15 protein-coding genes are annotated in these 16,293 nt (G+C 69.1%); 9 read left to right on the forward strand and 6 right to left on the reverse strand.

Going from position 1 to position 16,293, the window contains the following annotated elements; all coding sequences use genetic code 11:
• Positions 1–88: 88 nt before the first annotated feature.
• Complete coding sequence (locus AB0D85_RS23105) at positions 89–556, forward strand: MerR family transcriptional regulator (protein ID WP_362323033.1); 468 nt, start codon at positions 89–91, stop codon at positions 554–556.
• A 94-nt stretch (positions 557–650) separates the two neighbouring features.
• Here AB0D85_RS23105 and AB0D85_RS23110 read toward each other — a convergent pair whose 3' ends face one another.
• The 3 genes from AB0D85_RS23110 to AB0D85_RS23120 all read right to left on the reverse strand — a co-directional run bounded on the left by AB0D85_RS23110 (position 651) and on the right by AB0D85_RS23120 (position 3,511).
• Positions 651–1,499 carry a DUF4429 domain-containing protein gene (locus AB0D85_RS23110; protein WP_362323035.1) on the reverse strand — a complete coding sequence of 283 codons (849 nt, stop codon included), beginning with the start codon at positions 1,497–1,499 and terminating at the stop codon, positions 651–653.
• A 67-nt stretch (positions 1,500–1,566) separates the two neighbouring features.
• On the reverse strand, positions 1,567–2,784 hold the full coding sequence (locus AB0D85_RS23115) for an alpha/beta hydrolase (RefSeq protein ID WP_362323037.1): 1,218 nt from the start codon (positions 2,782–2,784) through the stop codon (positions 1,567–1,569).
• Positions 2,785–2,884: 100 nt separating this feature from the next.
• The gene (locus AB0D85_RS23120) at positions 2,885–3,511 is read right to left on the reverse strand and encodes a TetR family transcriptional regulator (protein WP_362323039.1); all 627 of its coding nucleotides are present in this window, start codon (positions 3,509–3,511) and stop codon (positions 2,885–2,887) included.
• 66 nt (positions 3,512–3,577) lie between these two features.
• Between AB0D85_RS23120 and AB0D85_RS23125 the strand changes: the two genes are divergently transcribed.
• A complete protein-coding gene (locus AB0D85_RS23125) occupies positions 3,578–5,197 on the forward strand; it encodes an MFS transporter (protein ID WP_362323041.1) in 1,620 nt (539 codons plus the stop codon).
• Positions 5,198–5,414: 217 nt separating this feature from the next.
• Here AB0D85_RS23125 and AB0D85_RS23130 read toward each other — a convergent pair whose 3' ends face one another.
• Positions 5,415–6,200: a potassium channel family protein gene (locus AB0D85_RS23130; RefSeq protein WP_362323043.1), complete on the reverse strand. Its 786-nt coding sequence runs from the start codon at positions 6,198–6,200 to the stop codon at positions 5,415–5,417.
• A 135-nt stretch (positions 6,201–6,335) separates the two neighbouring features.
• Positions 6,336–9,083 (reverse strand): pyruvate dehydrogenase (acetyl-transferring), homodimeric type, encoded by a 2,748-nt coding sequence (aceE, locus tag AB0D85_RS23135; RefSeq protein ID WP_362323045.1) that lies wholly within the window; start codon positions 9,081–9,083, stop codon positions 6,336–6,338.
• A gap of 404 nt (positions 9,084–9,487) precedes the next feature.
• On the opposite strand from aceE, the gene AB0D85_RS23140 reads away from it, so the two are divergent.
• The 6 genes from AB0D85_RS23140 to AB0D85_RS23165 all read left to right on the forward strand — a co-directional run bounded on the left by AB0D85_RS23140 (position 9,488) and on the right by AB0D85_RS23165 (position 14,105).
• A complete protein-coding gene (locus tag AB0D85_RS23140) occupies positions 9,488–9,925 on the forward strand; it encodes a DUF3052 domain-containing protein (protein ID WP_355710888.1) in 438 nt (145 codons plus the stop codon).
• 117 nt (positions 9,926–10,042) lie between these two features.
• Entirely contained in the window at positions 10,043–10,501 is a 459-nt protein-coding gene (locus AB0D85_RS23145; RefSeq protein WP_362323047.1) for a peroxiredoxin, read from the forward strand.
• Between the two features lie 163 nt (positions 10,502–10,664).
• On the forward strand, positions 10,665–11,240 hold the full coding sequence (locus tag AB0D85_RS23150; protein ID WP_360231231.1) for a TerD family protein: 576 nt from the start codon (positions 10,665–10,667) through the stop codon (positions 11,238–11,240).
• Between the two features lie 139 nt (positions 11,241–11,379).
• Positions 11,380–11,955 carry a TerD family protein gene (locus tag AB0D85_RS23155; RefSeq protein ID WP_362323049.1) on the forward strand — a complete coding sequence of 192 codons (576 nt, stop codon included), beginning with the start codon at positions 11,380–11,382 and terminating at the stop codon, positions 11,953–11,955.
• Between the two features lie 156 nt (positions 11,956–12,111).
• The gene (locus AB0D85_RS23160) at positions 12,112–13,257 is read left to right on the forward strand and encodes a DUF475 domain-containing protein (RefSeq protein WP_362323052.1); all 1,146 of its coding nucleotides are present in this window, start codon (positions 12,112–12,114) and stop codon (positions 13,255–13,257) included.
• A gap of 110 nt (positions 13,258–13,367) precedes the next feature.
• Complete coding sequence (locus AB0D85_RS23165) at positions 13,368–14,105, forward strand: Tellurium resistance (RefSeq protein ID WP_362323303.1); 738 nt, start codon at positions 13,368–13,370, stop codon at positions 14,103–14,105.
• A gap of 18 nt (positions 14,106–14,123) precedes the next feature.
• Here AB0D85_RS23165 and AB0D85_RS23170 read toward each other — a convergent pair whose 3' ends face one another.
• Positions 14,124–14,924: a TerD family protein gene (locus AB0D85_RS23170; RefSeq protein WP_362323055.1), complete on the reverse strand. Its 801-nt coding sequence runs from the start codon at positions 14,922–14,924 to the stop codon at positions 14,124–14,126.
• A 177-nt stretch (positions 14,925–15,101) separates the two neighbouring features.
• On the opposite strand from AB0D85_RS23170, the gene AB0D85_RS23175 reads away from it, so the two are divergent.
• Positions 15,102–16,274, forward strand: coding sequence for an HpcH/HpaI aldolase/citrate lyase family protein (locus tag AB0D85_RS23175; RefSeq protein ID WP_362323058.1), 1,173 nt, complete (start codon positions 15,102–15,104; stop codon positions 16,272–16,274).
• Positions 16,275–16,293 lie beyond the last annotated feature (19 nt).

Here is a 16,293-nt window from a genome sequence, read left to right on the forward strand (position 1 = left end):
GGTAGCCACCCCGCTTCCTTCGCGTCGCGGGTATTTCTTACCGGGTTCCGCTTGCTTCGAGTGCACTCCAAGGCCATAGCGTTGGCCCATGACGGTGATGCAGACCTCGACCGCGGCCCCCACCGAGCAGTCCGACAGCGCGCCCGCCGACATCTGTTCCGCCCCACCCCGGCGGCACCCGCGTCCCGAGGGCCAGGACCGCTACACGATCAGCGAGGTCGTCGCCTTCACCGGCCTGACCGCCCACACCCTGCGCTGGTACGAGCGGATCGGCCTGATGTCCCACATCGACCGCTCCCACACCGGCCAGCGCCGCTACAGCAACCGCGACCTGGACTGGCTGGACTTCGTGACCAAGCTCCGTCTGACCGGCATGCCGGTGGCGGACATGGTCCGGTACGCGGAACTGGTGAGAGAGGGCGAGACGACCTACCCCGAACGCCGGGAACTCCTGGAGCAGACCCGCCGGGACGTGGTGTCGAGAATCGCGGAGCTGCACGACACGCTGTCGGTACTGGACAGGAAGATCAGTTTCTACGAAACAGGCGGCAACTGAAGCGCCCCGTCAGGGGCGCGGGGCTGTATCGATATGCGGCTCCGCCGCGCGGGCGCGACCAGCCCCCACCGGCCGGCAGCCGACAGACCACCTGTCACAACTCGGCCAACAACTCGGCCTTCTTCGCAGAGAACTCCTCATCAGTGACCAGCCCGGCCTGATGCAGCTCTCCCAGATGACGGATCCGCTCGGCGATGTCCGCGGGATCCCGGCGCCCCGCCGGCGCCGGCACCGCGGCCGCCCCCTTCGCCCGCACCGCCTCCAGGACCGCCGCCGCGAACGGCAGCGACTCGTGCACGGGGCCGTACCCCAGCCCGAACACCACGGCCGCCGGATCCTGGTCCGGTGCCGTCGGCCGCACCCCCGCGAGGTCCCGCCGCAGCAGTCGCAGATGCCCCTCGAAGACCTCCGGCGACCGCCACTCCACACCCCCGAGGCCGGCCACCGCGAAGCTCTGGTCACCGGCCTTCCACTTCGCCGTGGACGCGCCCGTCCACGACCACCGGAAGTGCACGGCCTTGCCGTCGAAGCTCGCCTTCCCGTCGTACGCCTTGAACTGCCGGGGCGCCTCGGGCGCCGCCACGAGAAACCTTTCCGCCGGGCCGGACCCGGTCAGCAGCGGCCGCAGTTCGTCGGCGTAGTACTCCGCGAGGGTCTCCCGCTCGGCCGGGAGGACGAGGCGGTAGGGGTCGCTGCCGTCCTTGAGCTGACCGGCCGCCGCCTCCATCAGCGGATCCGCGCCGGGGCGCGGCTCGGCGCGGAGCACGACCGTGCCCCGTTTCCCGGCCGTGAGCGTCACGCCCGCGAGCGCGGCCAGCGGCACCCGCCGTTCACCCAGGGTCTGGAACAGCCTGGGTGTTCGAATCCCCCGTTCGTAGCGGATGAGCACGGAGTCGGACTCGAACTCCCAGGCGGCATGAAATCCGGCCAGTACGTCACCCATGCGGCTCATCGTATGCGGCACGTGCTTCCCAGTCCCATCCCCGCGCGCACCGCACTTCCTGCTGTCTCTACGCGCGTCCGGCCATCAACGTGCCGGACAAACCCGCCCGGCACCCGTCATCGTCGTGGGCGCACGTCACCGCGCCGTATTCGCCGGTTCCGATGTCGGCGAGGTTGCGCAGGCTGTCCGTGTCCGGCTCGAAGTAGCCCGCGTGTCCCAACGCGTCGCGCGCCGACAGCACCCGGGCCCCGAAGGAGGAGGAGACGGGGTCGGCGCCGTGGCCGAGTCCGCCGAGCTCCATATAGGGGACGTCCTGGATCCAGTCGGTGGCGTCCCGCATCGCCCACACCCGCGCCGAGGTGCCCAGGTGCGAGGCCTTCTCGACCCGCATCCCGGGGCTCGCGGCCACGGCTATGTCGGCCACCCGGTCCGGCATGTCGTGTGCGGCGACCCCGCAGACCACCGAGCCGTAGCTGTGGCAGAACATCGACACGGGGGCGCTGCCGGGCAGGGCGCGCAGCAGGGCGTTCAGGCGTACGGCGCCCTGCTCGGCGGAGGTGCCGGTGGCCGCGTCCACGCCGAGCCCGGCGGGCGCGGTGTAGTCGGCCCAGGCGATCACCGCGGTACGGGTCGTGGGGCTCGCGGTGTGCTCCGCCGCGTACAGCGCCTTGGCCATGCCGACCGGCGCGGTGTACTGGCGGTTCGTCTTCTGGAAGGTGAGCAGGTCGGTGTCGACGCCGGGGACGACGACGGAGATCCGCTCGGCCTTCGTGAGGTCGCCGAACACCTCGGCGACCCGGCCGTCGCCGTCCGGGTCGAAGGAGAGGATCTGCCGGCCCTTCTCCATCAGCGCCTCGTAGCGGTGCATACGACGGCCCGCGTCCTGCTGCCCGGCCGCGGTGAGCCGCGGGTCGTGCATGCGCTTCTTCTCGATCCTGCGCTGCTGGTCGAGGGCGATGTGGTTGGCGTGGTAGCGCAGTTGGGCCGGGGCGCCGTTCATGTTGCCGACCGCGAGCGGGTAACGGTGGGCGAGCAGGTCGCGTTCCTGCGGGGTGAGCGACGCGAAGAAGCGGCCGAGCCGCGCGGGCGACGCCTCCGGGTCCGGCAGGTGGAGGCCGTGGACATGGCCGTGCTCCCACCGGTCGAGGGAGGCCTGCAGGGCGGTGGTCTCGCGGTGCGTGCGCAGCGCGGTCCAGCCGGTGGTCGCGAGCATCACGAACACCACGGCCAGCGCGAGCAGGGCGCGCCAGACGTTGAGTGGCGGGGAGGTGTCGAAGGAAGTCACTGGGAGGACACACTAGGAGAACGAGAGGGTCTCGCGGTAACTGAGTGACGGTTATCACGTTTCGGCAAAGGTGAGACTCGTCTCGGGCGTGCGGTCGGCCTCAGCTCTCGCGCCAGTGCCCGGTGAGCGCGGGGCCCACCTGATCGAGGTAGGACGTGGTGAGTTCGCGGATCGCCGTGACGCTGAAGTCGTCCCCGACCGACCACTGACGCTCCGTCACCCGCATCACCGCGCCGAACAGGGCCACCATGAGCCGGGGCCGGGGGTCGGTGTCCGGGTCGACGCCCTCCCGCTCGGCGACGATCCGGGCGATCTCCTCCTCCGTCTCCGACTGGCGCCGCAGATGGGCGGCGTGCAGGGCCGGGGTCACCTCGATCATCTTGTAGGCACGCATGTGCAGTTCGACCGGGACGTACCGCTCGATGGCCTGCTCGATGGTGTCGAAGCTCTCCAGGACCGCCCGGCGCAGCGCTTCCAGGGGGGCCTCCTCGGGCGGCCGGCGGCGCACCGCCTCGATGTAGTGCGCCTCGGCGAGCCGGGGCACGAAGAAGGCCACGTCCTCCTTGCTGGCGAAGTAGCGGAAGAAGGTGCGCTGCGAGACGTCCACGGAGTCGGCGATCTCGTCGACGGTGGTCCGCTCGTAGCCCTGGGCCACGAACAGTTCGAGCGCGGACCGCAGCAGCGCGTCCCGGGTGCGCTGCTTCTTGCGTTCGCGCAACGTTTCCATGCCTGACAGTTACTGACTAGTGAATTGGTTTGTCAAATGTCAGCGGCTGTCACTAGCCTCGAAGGCATGACTAGTCAGACCACGATCGACACGACGGGGTCGGGGGACAAGGTACCGACAGCCCCGTCGGAGCGGCCGCCGGCCTCCGGACTGCGCGGCCACCCCTGGTTCACCCTGATAACCGTCGCCGTCGGGGTCATGATGGTGGCCCTCGACGGCACCATCGTGGCCATCGCCAACCCGGCGATCCAGAAGGACCTCGGTGCCACCTTCGCCCAGGTCCAGTGGATCACCAACGGTTACTTCCTCGCCCTCGCGGTCTCCCTGATCACCGCGGGCAAGCTCGGCGACCGCTTCGGCCACCGGCAGACCTTCCTGATCGGCGTCGTCGGCTTCGCCGCCGCCTCCGGCGCGATCGGCCTGTCCGACAGCATCGGCCTGGTCGTCACCTTCCGCGTCTTCCAGGGCCTGTTCGGGGCGCTGCTGATGCCGGCCGCGCTCGGTCTGCTGCGGGCCACCTTCCCGGCCGAGAAGCTCAACATGGCCATCGGCATCTGGGGCATGGTCATCGGCGCGTCCACCGCGGGCGGCCCGATCCTCGGCGGCGTGCTGGTGCAGCACGTCAGCTGGCAGTCGGTGTTCTTCATCAACGTGCCGGTCGGCCTGATCGCCCTCGTCCTCGGCGTGGTCATGCTGGTCGACCACCGGGCCGAGAACGCCCCGCGCTCCTTCGACCTGCTCGGCATCGGCCTGCTCTCCGGCGCGATGTTCTGCCTGGTCTGGGCCCTCATCAAGGCGCCGAGCTGGGGCTGGGGCGACGGCAAGACCTGGGCGTTCATCGCCGCGTCGGTACTGGGCTTCGCCCTCTTCGCCTTCTGGGAGACGAAGGTCAAGGAGCCGCTGATCCCGCTGGGCCTGTTCCGCTCCGTCCCGCTCTCCGCGGGCGTGGTGCTGATGGTCCTGATGGCGATCGCCTTCATGGGCGGCCTGTTCTTCGTGACGTTCTACCTCCAGAACGTGCACGGCATGGACCCCGTCGACGCGGGCCTCCACCTTCTCCCGCTCACCGGCATGATGATCGTCGGCTCCCCGCTGGCCGGTGTCGCGATCACCAAGCTCGGCCCGCGCATCCCGCTGGCCGGCGGTATGGCGGCCACCGCGATCGCCATGTACGGCATGTCCACACTGAAGGCGGACACCGGCAGCGGGATCATGGCCGTCTGGTTCGCCCTGCTCGGCCTCGGCCTCGCGCCGGTCATGGTCGGCGCCACCGAGGTCATCGTCGGCAACGCCCCCATGGAGCTCTCCGGTGTGGCCGGTGGCCTCCAGCAGGCCGCGATGCAGATCGGCGGCAGCCTCGGTACGGCCGTCCTGGGCGCCGTGATGGCCTCCAAGGTCGACGGCGACCTGCCCGGCAACTGGGCCGGCGCGGGCCTGCCGAAGCTGACCTCGGCGCAGCTGGCCCAGGCCTCCGAGGCGGTCCAGGTCGGTGTCGCGCCGGTCGCCAAGGGCACGCCGGCGGAGATCGCCGCGAAGATCACCGGCGTCGCGCACGACACGTTCATCTCCGGCATGAGCCTGGCCTCGCTGGTCGCGGCGGGCGTGGCGGCGGTCGCGATCCTGGTCGCGCTGCTGACGAAGCGCGGCGAGAACGCGGACGGCGGCGCCGGCGTGGGCCACATCTGAGGCCGATCCGGGCGGATTTCACCTATCTGGGTGACTCCGCTAAAGATCCCTCGCCCTCGGGACGCGCCGCAGGTTGCATGGGTCAGGTCCTCCGCAGGGCATGGGGGACCGGATATCCGGGCTGCGGCGCGCTGCTGGAGGGGGGCGGCGCGCCGTCGTTCGGGTGCGGGTGCGTGGGGGCTGGTCGCGCAGTTCCCCGCGCCCCTGAAGGGGCGCTCTAGCTGCGGGCAGTCGTGCTGCTCGGGCGGCACGGGTGGGCGCAGCGGCACCCGGCCAGCGCCGGTGAGCGCAACGCCGTTACCTCAGCCCTGAGCGCCCGCACCTCCTCGGTCAGTACAGCGATCGCCTCCGTCTGCCGCCGTTCCTCCACATCGTCCTTCTCGAACCGCGCGATGAACCACGTCGCGATGTTCGCCGTCACCACACCCAGCAGCGCGATCCCGGACAGCATCAGGCCCACCGCGATCATCCGGCCCAGCCCGGTCGTCGGTGCGTGGTCGCCGTATCCCACCGTCGTCATCGTCGTGAACGACCACCACAGCGCGTCACCCAGTGTCCTGATGTTCCCGTTCGGCGAGTCGCGCTCCACCGACAGCACGGCCAGTGACCCGAACATCAGCAGCCCGACGACCGCGCCGCCCACATATGTTGTCAGCCGGATCTGCTCGGCCATCCGCGCCCGCCGCCCCACCAGCGTCAGCGTCGCGACGAGCCGCAGCAGCCGCAGCGGCTGGAGCAGCGGCAGCACCACCGCGCACAGGTCTATCCAGTGCGTCCGCACGAACTCCTTGCGCCGGGGCGCCAGGGCCAGCCGCACCAGGTAGTCCAGGGCGAAGCAACCCCACACCACCCACTCCGCCACCGTGCACACGGCGGTGAGGACATGTCCTGCGGAACTGTCCACGATCGGCAGCGCGTAGGCGACGGCGAAGGCCACCGCCAGCGCCAGCAAGGGCCGTTGAGTGAGCTGCTCCCAACGAGCCTGCGCGGACTGTTCCTTCATGTACGCATCGTAGGCGCGCCCCGAAGTGGCGCGGGGAACTGCGCGCCCGGCCCCCACCGGACCCGCAGCTCCCCACCGCCTACCCCGCCTGCCCCGTCGGCCCCCGCCTTCCCCGGCCGAAGCCGAGCGCAGCGGTTACGCGTCGCCGCCCGCCACGCCCGGGTGTGCCGCCGTCACGTCCAGCAACTGGTACCGGTCGATGGCCTGCTTCAGCACCGAGCGGTCGAGCTTGCCTTCGCGGGCGAGTTCCGTCAGCACCGCGACCACGATCGACTGCGCGTCGATGTGGAAGAAGCGGCGCGCCGCGCCCCGGGTGTCGGCGAAGCCGAAGCCGTCGGCGCCCAGCGACTGGTACGTGCCCGGCACCCAGCGTGCGATCTGGTCCGGAACCGATCGCATCCAGTCGGACACCGCCACGAACGGACCCTCGGCGCCGCTCAGCTTCTGCGTCACCCACGGGGTCCGCTGCTCCTCCTCCGGGTGCAGCAGGTTGTGCTGCTCGCAGGCCACGGCCTCGCGCCGCAGCTCGTTCCAGGAGGTGGCGGACCAGACGTCGGCCTTCACGCCCCAGTCCTCGGCGAGGATCTTCTGCGCCTCCACGGCCCAGGGGACCGCCACGCCGGACGCCATGATCTGCGCCGGGACCGTGCCCGCCGTGCCCGCGCTGATCCGGTGGACGCCCTTGAGGATGCCCTCGACGTCGACGTCGGCCGGCTCGGCCGGGTGCTGGATCGGCTCGTTGTAGACGGTGAGGTAGTAGAAGACGTCCTCGCCGTGCGGGTGCTCGGCGTCGCCGCCGTACATCCGGCGCAGGCCGTCCTGGACGATGTGCGCGATCTCGTACGAGTACGCCGGGTCGTAGGCGACACAGGCGGGGTTCGTCGAGGCGAGCAGCTGGGAGTGGCCGTCGGCGTGCTGGAGGCCCTCACCGGTCAGGGTCGTACGCCCGGCGGTCGCGCCCAGGACGAAACCGCGCGACAGCTGGTCGGCCATCTGCCAGAACTGGTCGCCGGTGCGCTGGAAACCGAACATCGAGTAGAAGACGTAGACCGGGATGAGCGGCTCGCCGTGCGTGGCGTACGCCGAGCCCGCCGCGATCAGGGAGGCCGTGCAGCCCGCCTCCGAGATGCCGTCGTGCAGCATCTGGCCGGTCGGCGACTCCTTGTAGGCGAGCAGCAGGTCGCGGTCGACCGCCTCGTACTGCTGGCCGAGCGGGTTGTAGATCTTCGCGCTCGGGAAGAAGGAGTCCATGCCGAAGGTGCGGTACTCGTCCGGCGCGATGAGGACGAAGCGGCGGCCGAGCTCCTTGTCCCGCATGAGGTCCTTGAGCAGGCGCACGAAGGCCATCGTCGTCGCGATGGACTGCTGGCCCGTCCCCTTCTTCACGGTCGCGTACGTCTTGTCGTCCGGCAGGGCGAGGGGCTTGGAGCGTACGACGCGGGTCGGGACGTAGCCGCCCAGGCCCTTGCGCCGGTCGTGCATGTACTGGATCTCCTCCGAGTTCCGGCCCGGGTGGTAGTACGGCGGCAGGCCGGACTCCAGCTCCTTGTCGGAGATCGGCAGGTGCAGGCGGTCGCGGAAGCCCTTGAGGTCGGTGACCGTCAGCTTCTTCATCTGGTGCGTGGCGTTGCGGCCCTCGAAGTTCGGGCCGAGCGTCCAGCCCTTGATCGTCTTGGCCAGGATGACCGTCGGCTGGCCCCGGTGCTCGGTGGCCGCCTTGAACGCCGCGTAGATCTTGCGGTGGTCGTGGCCGCCGCGGCCCAGGTGCAGGATCTGGTCGTCGGTCATGTGCTCGACCATCGCGCGCAGCCGCTGGTCGTCGCCGAAGAAGTGGTCGCGGATGTACGCGCCGGACTCGGTGGCGTAGGTCTGGAACTGGCCGTCGGGGGTCGTGTTCATCCTGTTGACGAGCACGCCGTCGCGGTCCTGGGCGAGCAGTGGGTCCCAGGTGCGGTCCCAGACCAGCTTGATCACGTTCCAGCCGGCGCCCCGGAAGACCGACTCCAGCTCCTGGATGATCTTTCCGTTGCCGCGCACCGGGCCGTCGAGCCGTTGCAGGTTGCAGTTGACGACGAAGGTCAGGTTGTCCAGGCCCTCGCGGGCGGCGATGGACAGCTGGCCGAGCGACTCCGGCTCGTCCATCTCGCCGTCGCCGAGGAACGCCCACACGTGCGACTTCGAGGTGTCGGCGATCCCGCGCGCGTGCATGTAGCGGTTCATCCGCGCCTGGTAGATCGCGCCGATCGGGCCGAGGCCCATCGAGACGGTCGGGAACTCCCAGAAGTCCGGCATGGAGCGCGGGTGCGGGTAGCTGGAGAGGCCGTCCGGGTACTTCGACTTCTCCTGGCGGAAGCCGTCCAGCTGGTTCTCGGTGAGCCGGTCGAGCAGGAACGCGCGTGCGTAGATGCCGGGGGAGGCGTGCCCCTGGAAGAAGACCTGGTCGCCGCCGAGGCCGTCGTCCTTGCCGCGGAAGAAGTGGTTGAAGCCGACGTCGTAGAGGGACGCGGAGGAGGCGAAGGTGGCGATGTGGCCGCCGACCCCGATGCCCGGGCGCTGCGCCCTGGAGACCATCACGGCCGCGTTCCAGCGGGTGGCGTTCAGGACCTTGCGCTCGATCTCCTCGTTGCCCGGGAAGAACGGCTCCGCACGGGTCGGGATCGTGTTCACGTAGTCCGTGCTGCGCATCTCGGGCACCGCCACGCGCCGCTCGCGGGCGCGCTCGATCAGGCGGAGCATCAGATAGCGGGCCCGCTCCCGGCCGCGCTCGTCCACGGCGGCGTCGAGCGAGTCGAGCCACTCCTGGGTTTCCTCGGGATCGAAGTCAGGAACCTGACTCGGAAGGCCGCCAATGATGATCGGGTTGCGATCGGATCCGGAAGCCACGCTGTTCCTTACCTGTCAGAGGGGCACTGATTCCCTGCGTTTCCCTGCACCGCTGTCCATCGTCCACCCCGGGACAGCACACGTCATCTCTACCGCGAGGTAACCCGGGGCAGGCCAAAACGCAACGATACGCCCGGGGTGTGACGCGCTTGGCAAACTCGTTCGACCGCCGTATGTGAGGATGATTCCGAAAGGGATATTGCGGGCAAAAGGGAGTGGTGTGTGTCACAGCTGTCCGCGATACGGTGCCGGGAGTTGCGGGGACACGGCCGGGATCGTCACCGTTTCGGCGGTCTGAACGGCCGGGTACTTGCGCGATCCGCCCCGCCCGTGTGGACTACGGCCAATGCTTCGCGCACGCGCGTGGCTGAGTTCATCACCAAGACATGATCAGGAGGCAACCCGTGAGCGCGACCGCGGACCACGCGGAGGAGCGGACCACCCCTGCCGTCAGGCTGGGGTTCCAGCCAGACCAGGTGGTCCAGGAGATCGGCTTCGACGACGACGTCGACCAGGAGCTCCGCGAGTCCATCGAAGAGACCATCGGCAGCGAGCTGATGGACGAGGACTACGACGACGTGGCAGACGCCGTGGTGCTCTGGTTCCGTGAGGATGACGGCGACCTGACGGACGCGCTGGTCGACGCCCTCGGCTACCTCGAAGAAGGTGGCTCGATCCTGCTGCTGACGCCGAAGACCGGCCGCGACGGCTACGTCGAGCCGAGCGACATCGGCGAGGCGGTCACGACCGCCGGCCTCTCGCAGACCAAGAGCGTCAGCGTGGGCAAGGACTGGAACGGCAGTCGGCTGAACACGCCGAAGGGTGCCGCCAAGAAGCGCTGAGCCGTGCCGGTGGACGGACCGGGCAACGGTCCGTCCACCGGCCTGCCGTGATCGCCGCGCGGGAGTCGCCGCATAGGGTGTCCTCACCCGAACAGCCCCTGACGAAGGGATGCAGCGATGGCGATCCAGGTCGGCGACAAGGCGCCCGACTTCGAGCTCAAGGACAACCACGGCAGGACCGTGAAGCTGTCCGACTTCCGCGGTGAGAAGAACGTGGTGCTGCTCTTCTATCCGTTCGCCTTCACGGGCGTGTGCACCGGCGAGCTGTGCGAGCTGCGCGACAACCTGCCGAGGTTCCAGGACCGCGACACCCAGCTGCTCGCCGTCTCCAACGACTCCATCCACACCCTGCGCGTCTTCGCCGAGCAGGAGGGCCTGGAGTACCCGCTGCTCAGCGACTTCTGGCCGCACGGCGACACCTCCCGCGCCTACGGCGTCTTCGACGAGACCAAGGGCTGCGCCGTGCGCGGCACCTTCGTGATCGACAAGGAGGGCGTCGTCCGCTGGACCGTGGTCAACGCACTTCCCGACGCCCGCGACCTCGACGAGTACGTGACGGCGCTCGACGCCCTGTAGGCCGCATGGATCCCGGGTGGATCCCCTAGGGGGCGACACCCGGTAATTCTTCGGGGTCCAGGGCCTGCGGGGTGCGGGAACCCGTCACTAGGATCGAGTCGTTGATCCGGTATCCGAAGCACCACGGGGGCTCCCCGCCCCTGGACACCACATGGGAGGACTCGTGGGAGTCAGCCTCAGCAAGGGCGGCAACGTATCGCTGACGAAGGAGGCCCCCGGCCTGACCGCGGTCCTCGTCGGTCTCGGGTGGGACGTGCGGACCACCACCGGCACCGACTTCGACCTGGACGCCAGCGCGCTGCTGCTGAACACGGCGGGCAAGGTCGCCAGCGACCAGAACTTCGTCTTCTTCAACAACCTCAAGAGCCCCGACGGCTCCGTCGAGCACACCGGTGACAACCTCACCGGTGAGGGCGAGGGCGACGACGAGGTGATCAAGGTCAACCTGGCCACGGTCCCCGCCGACGTCGACAAGATCGTGTTTCCGGTGTCGATCTACGACGCCGACAACCGCCAGCAGTCCTTCGGCCAGGTCCGCAACGCGTTCATCCGCGTCGTCAACCAGGCCGGCGGCGCCGAGATCGCCCGCTACGACCTGTCCGAGGACGCCTCGACCGAGACCGCCATGGTCTTCGGCGAGCTGTACCGCAACGGCGCGGAGTGGAAGTTCCGCGCCATCGGCCAGGGCTACGCCTCCGGCCTGCGCGGCATCGCCCAGGACTTCGGCGTCAACGTCTGAGCCGTCCGGGCGTCCCGGCGCACCCGACACCGGGGCCCGGGCCGTTCGAAAGTCCGCTCTGTCCGGCGCCGCACCGTTTACGGTCGGCGCCGGACGCGCAGGACAACCGGAGAAGCACCGCTAGGGGAGGACCAGCATCATGGGCGTCACGCTCGCCAAGGGAGGCAATGTCTCCCTCTCCAAGGCCGCACCGAACCTCACCAACGTCATGATCGGACTCGGCTGGGACGCCCGCTCCACCACCGGCGCCCCCTTCGACCTGGACGCCAGCGCGCTGCTGTGCCAGGGCGGGCGGGTCCTCGGCGACGAGTGGTTCGTCTTCTACAACCAGCTCAAGAGCCCCGACGGCTCGGTGGAGCACACCGGTGACAACCTCACCGGTGAGGGCGAGGGCGACGACGAATCGATTCTGGTCGACCTGCCCAAGGTCCCGGCCAACTGCGACAAGATCGTCTTTCCGGTCTCGATCCACATGGCCGACGAGCGCGGCCAGAGCTTCGGCCAGGTCTCCAACGCGTTCATCCGGGTGGTCAACCAGGCCGACGGCCAGGAACTCGCCCGCTACGACCTCAGCGAGGACGCCTCCACCGAGACCGCCATGATCTTCGGCGAGCTCTACCGCTACCAGGGCGAGTGGAAGTTCCGGGCCGTCGGCCAGGGCTACGCCTCCGGGCTCCGGGGCATCGTGCTCGACTTCGGTGTGAACGTCTCATAGGACCTTCACGGCCGGATGTTGGGGGCCGCCCGAGCCAGGGGACACCTACGCCCTCTAGAATCCGGTCAACAGATAGTAAAGCCGAGTACGGCGCGGGGGAGACCCTCCCCCCAGACTTCGTCTGGGAGGTGCCCCCAATCAAGGATTGGGTAGCCAGTGCTTCTGAAAACCTTCGGCTGGTCGTTCGCGATCACTGCGCTCGGGCTGGTCGCCGCGGTCTTCTACGGGGGGTGGGAGGCCTTCGGCCTCGTGGCGATCCTCGCCGTCCTCGAGATTTCCCTGTCGTTCGACAACGCGGTCGTCAACGCCGGAATCCTGAAGAAGATGAACGCCTTCTGGCAGAAGATCTTCCTCACGGTCGGCGTCCTCATCGCGGTCTTCGGCATGCGGCTGGTCTTCCCGGTCGTCATCGTCGCGGTCACCGCCAAGATGGGCCCCATCGAGGCCGTCGACCTAGCGCTCAACAACAAGGACCGCTACCAGGAACTGGTCACCGACGCCCACCCGGCGATCGCGGCCTTCGGTGGCATGTTCCTGCTGATGATCTTCCTCGACTTCATCTTCGAGGACCGGGACATCCAGTGGCTGCGCTGGATCGAGCGCCCGCTGGCCAAGCTCGGCAAGGTCGACATGCTGTCGGTCTGCATCGCCCTGATCGTCCTGCTGGTCACCTCCTTCACCTTCGCCGCCCACGCCCACCAGCACGGCGGCGGTCACGCCGACAAGGCGCAGACGGTCCTGATCGCCGGTATCGCCGGTCTGATCACCTACATGATCGTCGGCGGTCTCTCCGGCTTCTTCGAGGACCGGCTGGAAGCCGAGGAGGAGCGCGAGCACGAGGAGGAGGAAGAGGCCGAGCGCACCGGCAAGAAGAAGTCGGCGGTACTGCTGGCCGGCCAGGCCGCGTTCTTCATGTTCCTCTACCTGGAGGTCCTGGACGCGTCCTTCTCCTTCGACGGCGTGATCGGCGCGTTCGCCATCACCAACGACATCGTGCTCATGGCCCTCGGCCTCGGCATCGGCGCGATGTACGTCCGGTCGCTCACCGTCTACCTGGTCCGTCAGGGCACCCTTGACGACTACGTCTATCTGGAGCACGGCGCCCACTACGCGATCGGCGCGCTGGCGGTGATCCTCATGGTCACCATCCAGTACCAGATCAACGAGGTCATCACCGGTCTCGTCGGCGTCGTCCTGATCGGCTGGTCCTTCTGGTCCTCCGTACGGCGCAACCAGAAACTGGCGGCCGCCGAGGGAAAAGCGGGGGCGGACGAGAGGGCTGAGATCTCGTCCGGCGTCTGACCGACCGAAAAGAAGGGTGTGACACCCTTCGGGACGAGGAACGCTCTGTTCAGGGGCGGCCGACCGGGTCGGCCGCCCCTGGCGTTGACATGAGTTCTCTGGGGGCGGGAATGGGTTTCTTCGACGGGCTGCTGGGCGGGAAGGCGGCCGACTTCGACTCGGGCAGCGCCGCGTCCAACTCCATCGAGCTCACCAGGCGGCACCAGCAGGTGTCCCTGACGAAGCAGGGCGCGGCCACCGGCAACCTGCGGGTCAACCTCACCTGGCGGATGCGGACGTCCGACTTCGACGGTGAGCAGCGGACGAGTCTGTTCCGGCACCCCTTCAAGGCGCTCAGGCCGCCGGAGGTGCTCGGGCACGGGCAGAGCATGGTCAACGTCGACCTCGACCTCGGGGCGCTGTACGAACTGGCCGACGGGACGAAGGGGGTCGTCCAGCCGCTCGGCGGCCTGCTGGGGGACGTCAACGCACCGCCGTACGTCAAGCTCAGCGGCGACGACCGGTTCGGCTCCGCGTCCGGCGAGACGATGTACGTCAACCTCGACCACCGGGACGACATCAAGCGGTTGCTGGTGTTCGTGTACATCTACGACCAGACGCCGGCGTTCGACCGCACCCACGCGATCGTCACGCTCTACCCGAGCAACGGACCGCGGATCGAGATAGGCCTCGACGAGCGGCATCCGCAGGCCCGCTCCTGCGCGGTGGTGATGATCGAGAACGTGAAGGGCGAACTGGTCGTCCGGCGCGAGGTGAAGTTCGTCTACGGGTTCCAGGGCGAGCTGGACCGGTTGTACGGGTGGGGGCTGCAGTGGGGGCGGGGGTACAAGACGAAGGTGGAGAAGTAGCCGCCCGAGTGCATCCGGTCAGCGCCCGATGAACTGGGGGCCCTGTGGCGGCAGCCGGAAGTCCGTGTTGGGGACCGTCGCCACCGGGATCGGGGCCGGGGGCGGGTAGCCGTAGCCCGACTGGGGCTGCTGCTGGGTGTACGCGGGCTGCGGGTAGCCGTAGGCAGGCTGGGCCGGTGAGGTCGGCTGGGGGTAGCCGTAGGCCGGCTGGGTGGGGACCGAGGTCGGCTGCTCCGGGGGGAGCGGCTGGGACGCCGACGGTTCCTCCATCGGCTCCGACTCGTCCACCGAGATGCCGAAGTCCGTGGCCAGGCCCTTGAGGCCGTTGCTGTAGCCCTCGCCCAGCGCGCGGAACTTCCAGCCCTCGCCCCTGCGGTACAGCTCCCCGCAGATCAGGGCGGTCTCGGCGCCGGTCTCCGGCTTGATGTCGAAGTGGGCCAGCGGCTCGGCGTCGGGGGACACGGCGTCGTACAGCAGGATGCGCAGGGCGGGTACGTGCTCGAACGGGACGCCGTCCGCCGATGCGACCAGCAGGATTCGGCCGACATTGGGCTCGACACCGGGGAGATCTGTCTGGATCGTGTCGGTGAGGCCCTCGGCCATCCGCTTCTTGCCGAGCCGCCAGACCTTCCCGGAGGGGTGCCGGGGCTGGTTGTAGAAGACGAAGTCCTCGTCGGAGCGCACACGTCCGTCGGGGCCGAGGAGCAGCGCCGAGGCGTCGACGTCCGGGACCCCCTGTCCGGGTGTCCAGCGCAGCACGGCCCGGACCGTGGTGGCTTCCAGCGGGACGTTGGACCCCTTCAGCATCGCGTGCGTCATGCGGTCATCCTGCCCTCTCGGTCCTGGTCACGACAATGCGGGGTGCCTCGCGACCGACACAGGCGGGTTACCTGAAATTCATGCCCTGCGGGAACCCGCGACATGGCTTTGTACGTACTATTACCGGCCACCCTTTACCAATTCCACAGGCTCGGTCTACCGCCGCGGGGGAGATCTATGCGTCATTTCGGGCACATCGCACCTGACGTGCGACAGCGCCTCTTCCACCAGGAGCCGTGCGCGTTCACCGCCGACTCCCCGGCCCGGCTGCTCTCCGCGGCCCTGGGCGCCACCCTGTACAGCCCGGCCACCCGGCCGCGGCTCGCCGACGACATCGTCAAGCAGGCGGGGCTCGGCGTGGTCTCCATGGTGCTGTGCCTGGAGGACTCGATCGGCGACGAGGACGTGCCGGCGGGCGAGGAGAACCTGGTACGGCAGTTCGCCGATCTGGCCGAACGGGAGCGCGCGGGTACCGAGCTGCCGCTGCTCTTCATCCGGGTGCGCGAGCCCGAGCAGATCCCCGATCTCGTACGACGCCTGGGCGCGAGCGTGTCGCTGCTGTCCGGGTTCGTGTTCCCCAAGTTCACCGAGGAGCGCGGCATCCCCTTCCTGCAGGCCCTGGACGGCGCCTCGACGCGCAGCGGCCGCCGGCTCTTCGGGATGCCCGTCCTGGAGACGCCCGAGCTGATGTACCGGGAGACGCGCGTGGACGCCCTGGAGGGCATCGCCCGCGCCGTCGACAAGTACCGCGACAAGGTGCTCGCGCTGCGCCTCGGGGTCACCGACTTCTGCTCCTCCTACGGGCTGCGGCGGGCCCCCGACATGACCGCCTACGACGTCCAGATCATCGCCTCCGTCATCGCCGACGTGGTGAACATGCTGGGCCGGGCCGACGGCACCGGGTTCACGGTGACCGGGCCGGTCTGGGAGTACTTCCGGGTCCCCGAGCGCATGTTCAAGCCGATGCTGCGCTCCAGCCCCTTCCTGGAGGGGCAGGCCGTGGAGCTGCGCGAGCGGCTCATCGAGCACGCCATGGACGGCCTGCTGAGAGAGATCTCCCTGGACCAGGCCAACGGCCTGCTCGGCAAGACCTGCATCCACCCGTCCCACGTCATCCCCGTGCACGCGCTGTCCGTCGTCAGTCACGAGGAGTTCTGCGACGCCCAGGACATCCTGCGGCCGGAACGGGGCGGCGGGGGTGTACTTCGCTCGGCCTACACGAACAAGATGAACGAGGTGAAGCCGCACCGCGCCTGGGCCGAGCGGACGATGCTCCGTGCCGAGGTGTTCGGCGTCGCCAACGAGGACGTCGGCTTCGTGGAGCTGCTCGCCGCCGGAATACCCGGGTGACGGGCCCTAGGGGACGACA

The organism is Streptomyces sp. NPDC048277 (assembly GCF_040652235.1).
Lineage (GTDB): Bacteria > Actinomycetota > Actinomycetes > Streptomycetales > Streptomycetaceae > Streptomyces.

Bases quoted from the DNA above. Each gene is read 5' to 3' on its own strand.
- AB0D85_RS23155 (WP_362323049.1), top strand. From the start codon at position 11,380: ATGGGCGTCACGCTCGCCAAGGGAGGCAATGTCTCCCTCTCCAAGGCC.
- AB0D85_RS23130 (WP_362323043.1), bottom strand. From the start codon at position 6,200: ATGAAGGAACAGTCCGCGCAGGCTCGTTGGGAGCAGCTCACTCAACGG.
- AB0D85_RS23110 (WP_362323035.1), bottom strand. From the start codon at position 1,499: ATGGGTGACGTACTGGCCGGATTTCATGCCGCCTGGGAGTTCGAGTCC.
- AB0D85_RS23125 (WP_362323041.1), top strand. From the start codon at position 3,578: ATGACTAGTCAGACCACGATCGACACGACGGGGTCGGGGGACAAGGTA.
- AB0D85_RS23120 (WP_362323039.1), bottom strand. From the start codon at position 3,511: ATGGAAACGTTGCGCGAACGCAAGAAGCAGCGCACCCGGGACGCGCTG.
- AB0D85_RS23165 (WP_362323303.1), top strand. From the start codon at position 13,368: ATGGGTTTCTTCGACGGGCTGCTGGGCGGGAAGGCGGCCGACTTCGAC.
- AB0D85_RS23170 (WP_362323055.1), bottom strand. From the start codon at position 14,924: ATGACGCACGCGATGCTGAAGGGGTCCAACGTCCCGCTGGAAGCCACC.
- AB0D85_RS23105 (WP_362323033.1), top strand. From the start codon at position 89: ATGACGGTGATGCAGACCTCGACCGCGGCCCCCACCGAGCAGTCCGAC.
- AB0D85_RS23175 (WP_362323058.1), top strand. From the start codon at position 15,102: ATGCGTCATTTCGGGCACATCGCACCTGACGTGCGACAGCGCCTCTTC.
- AB0D85_RS23145 (WP_362323047.1), top strand. From the start codon at position 10,043: ATGGCGATCCAGGTCGGCGACAAGGCGCCCGACTTCGAGCTCAAGGAC.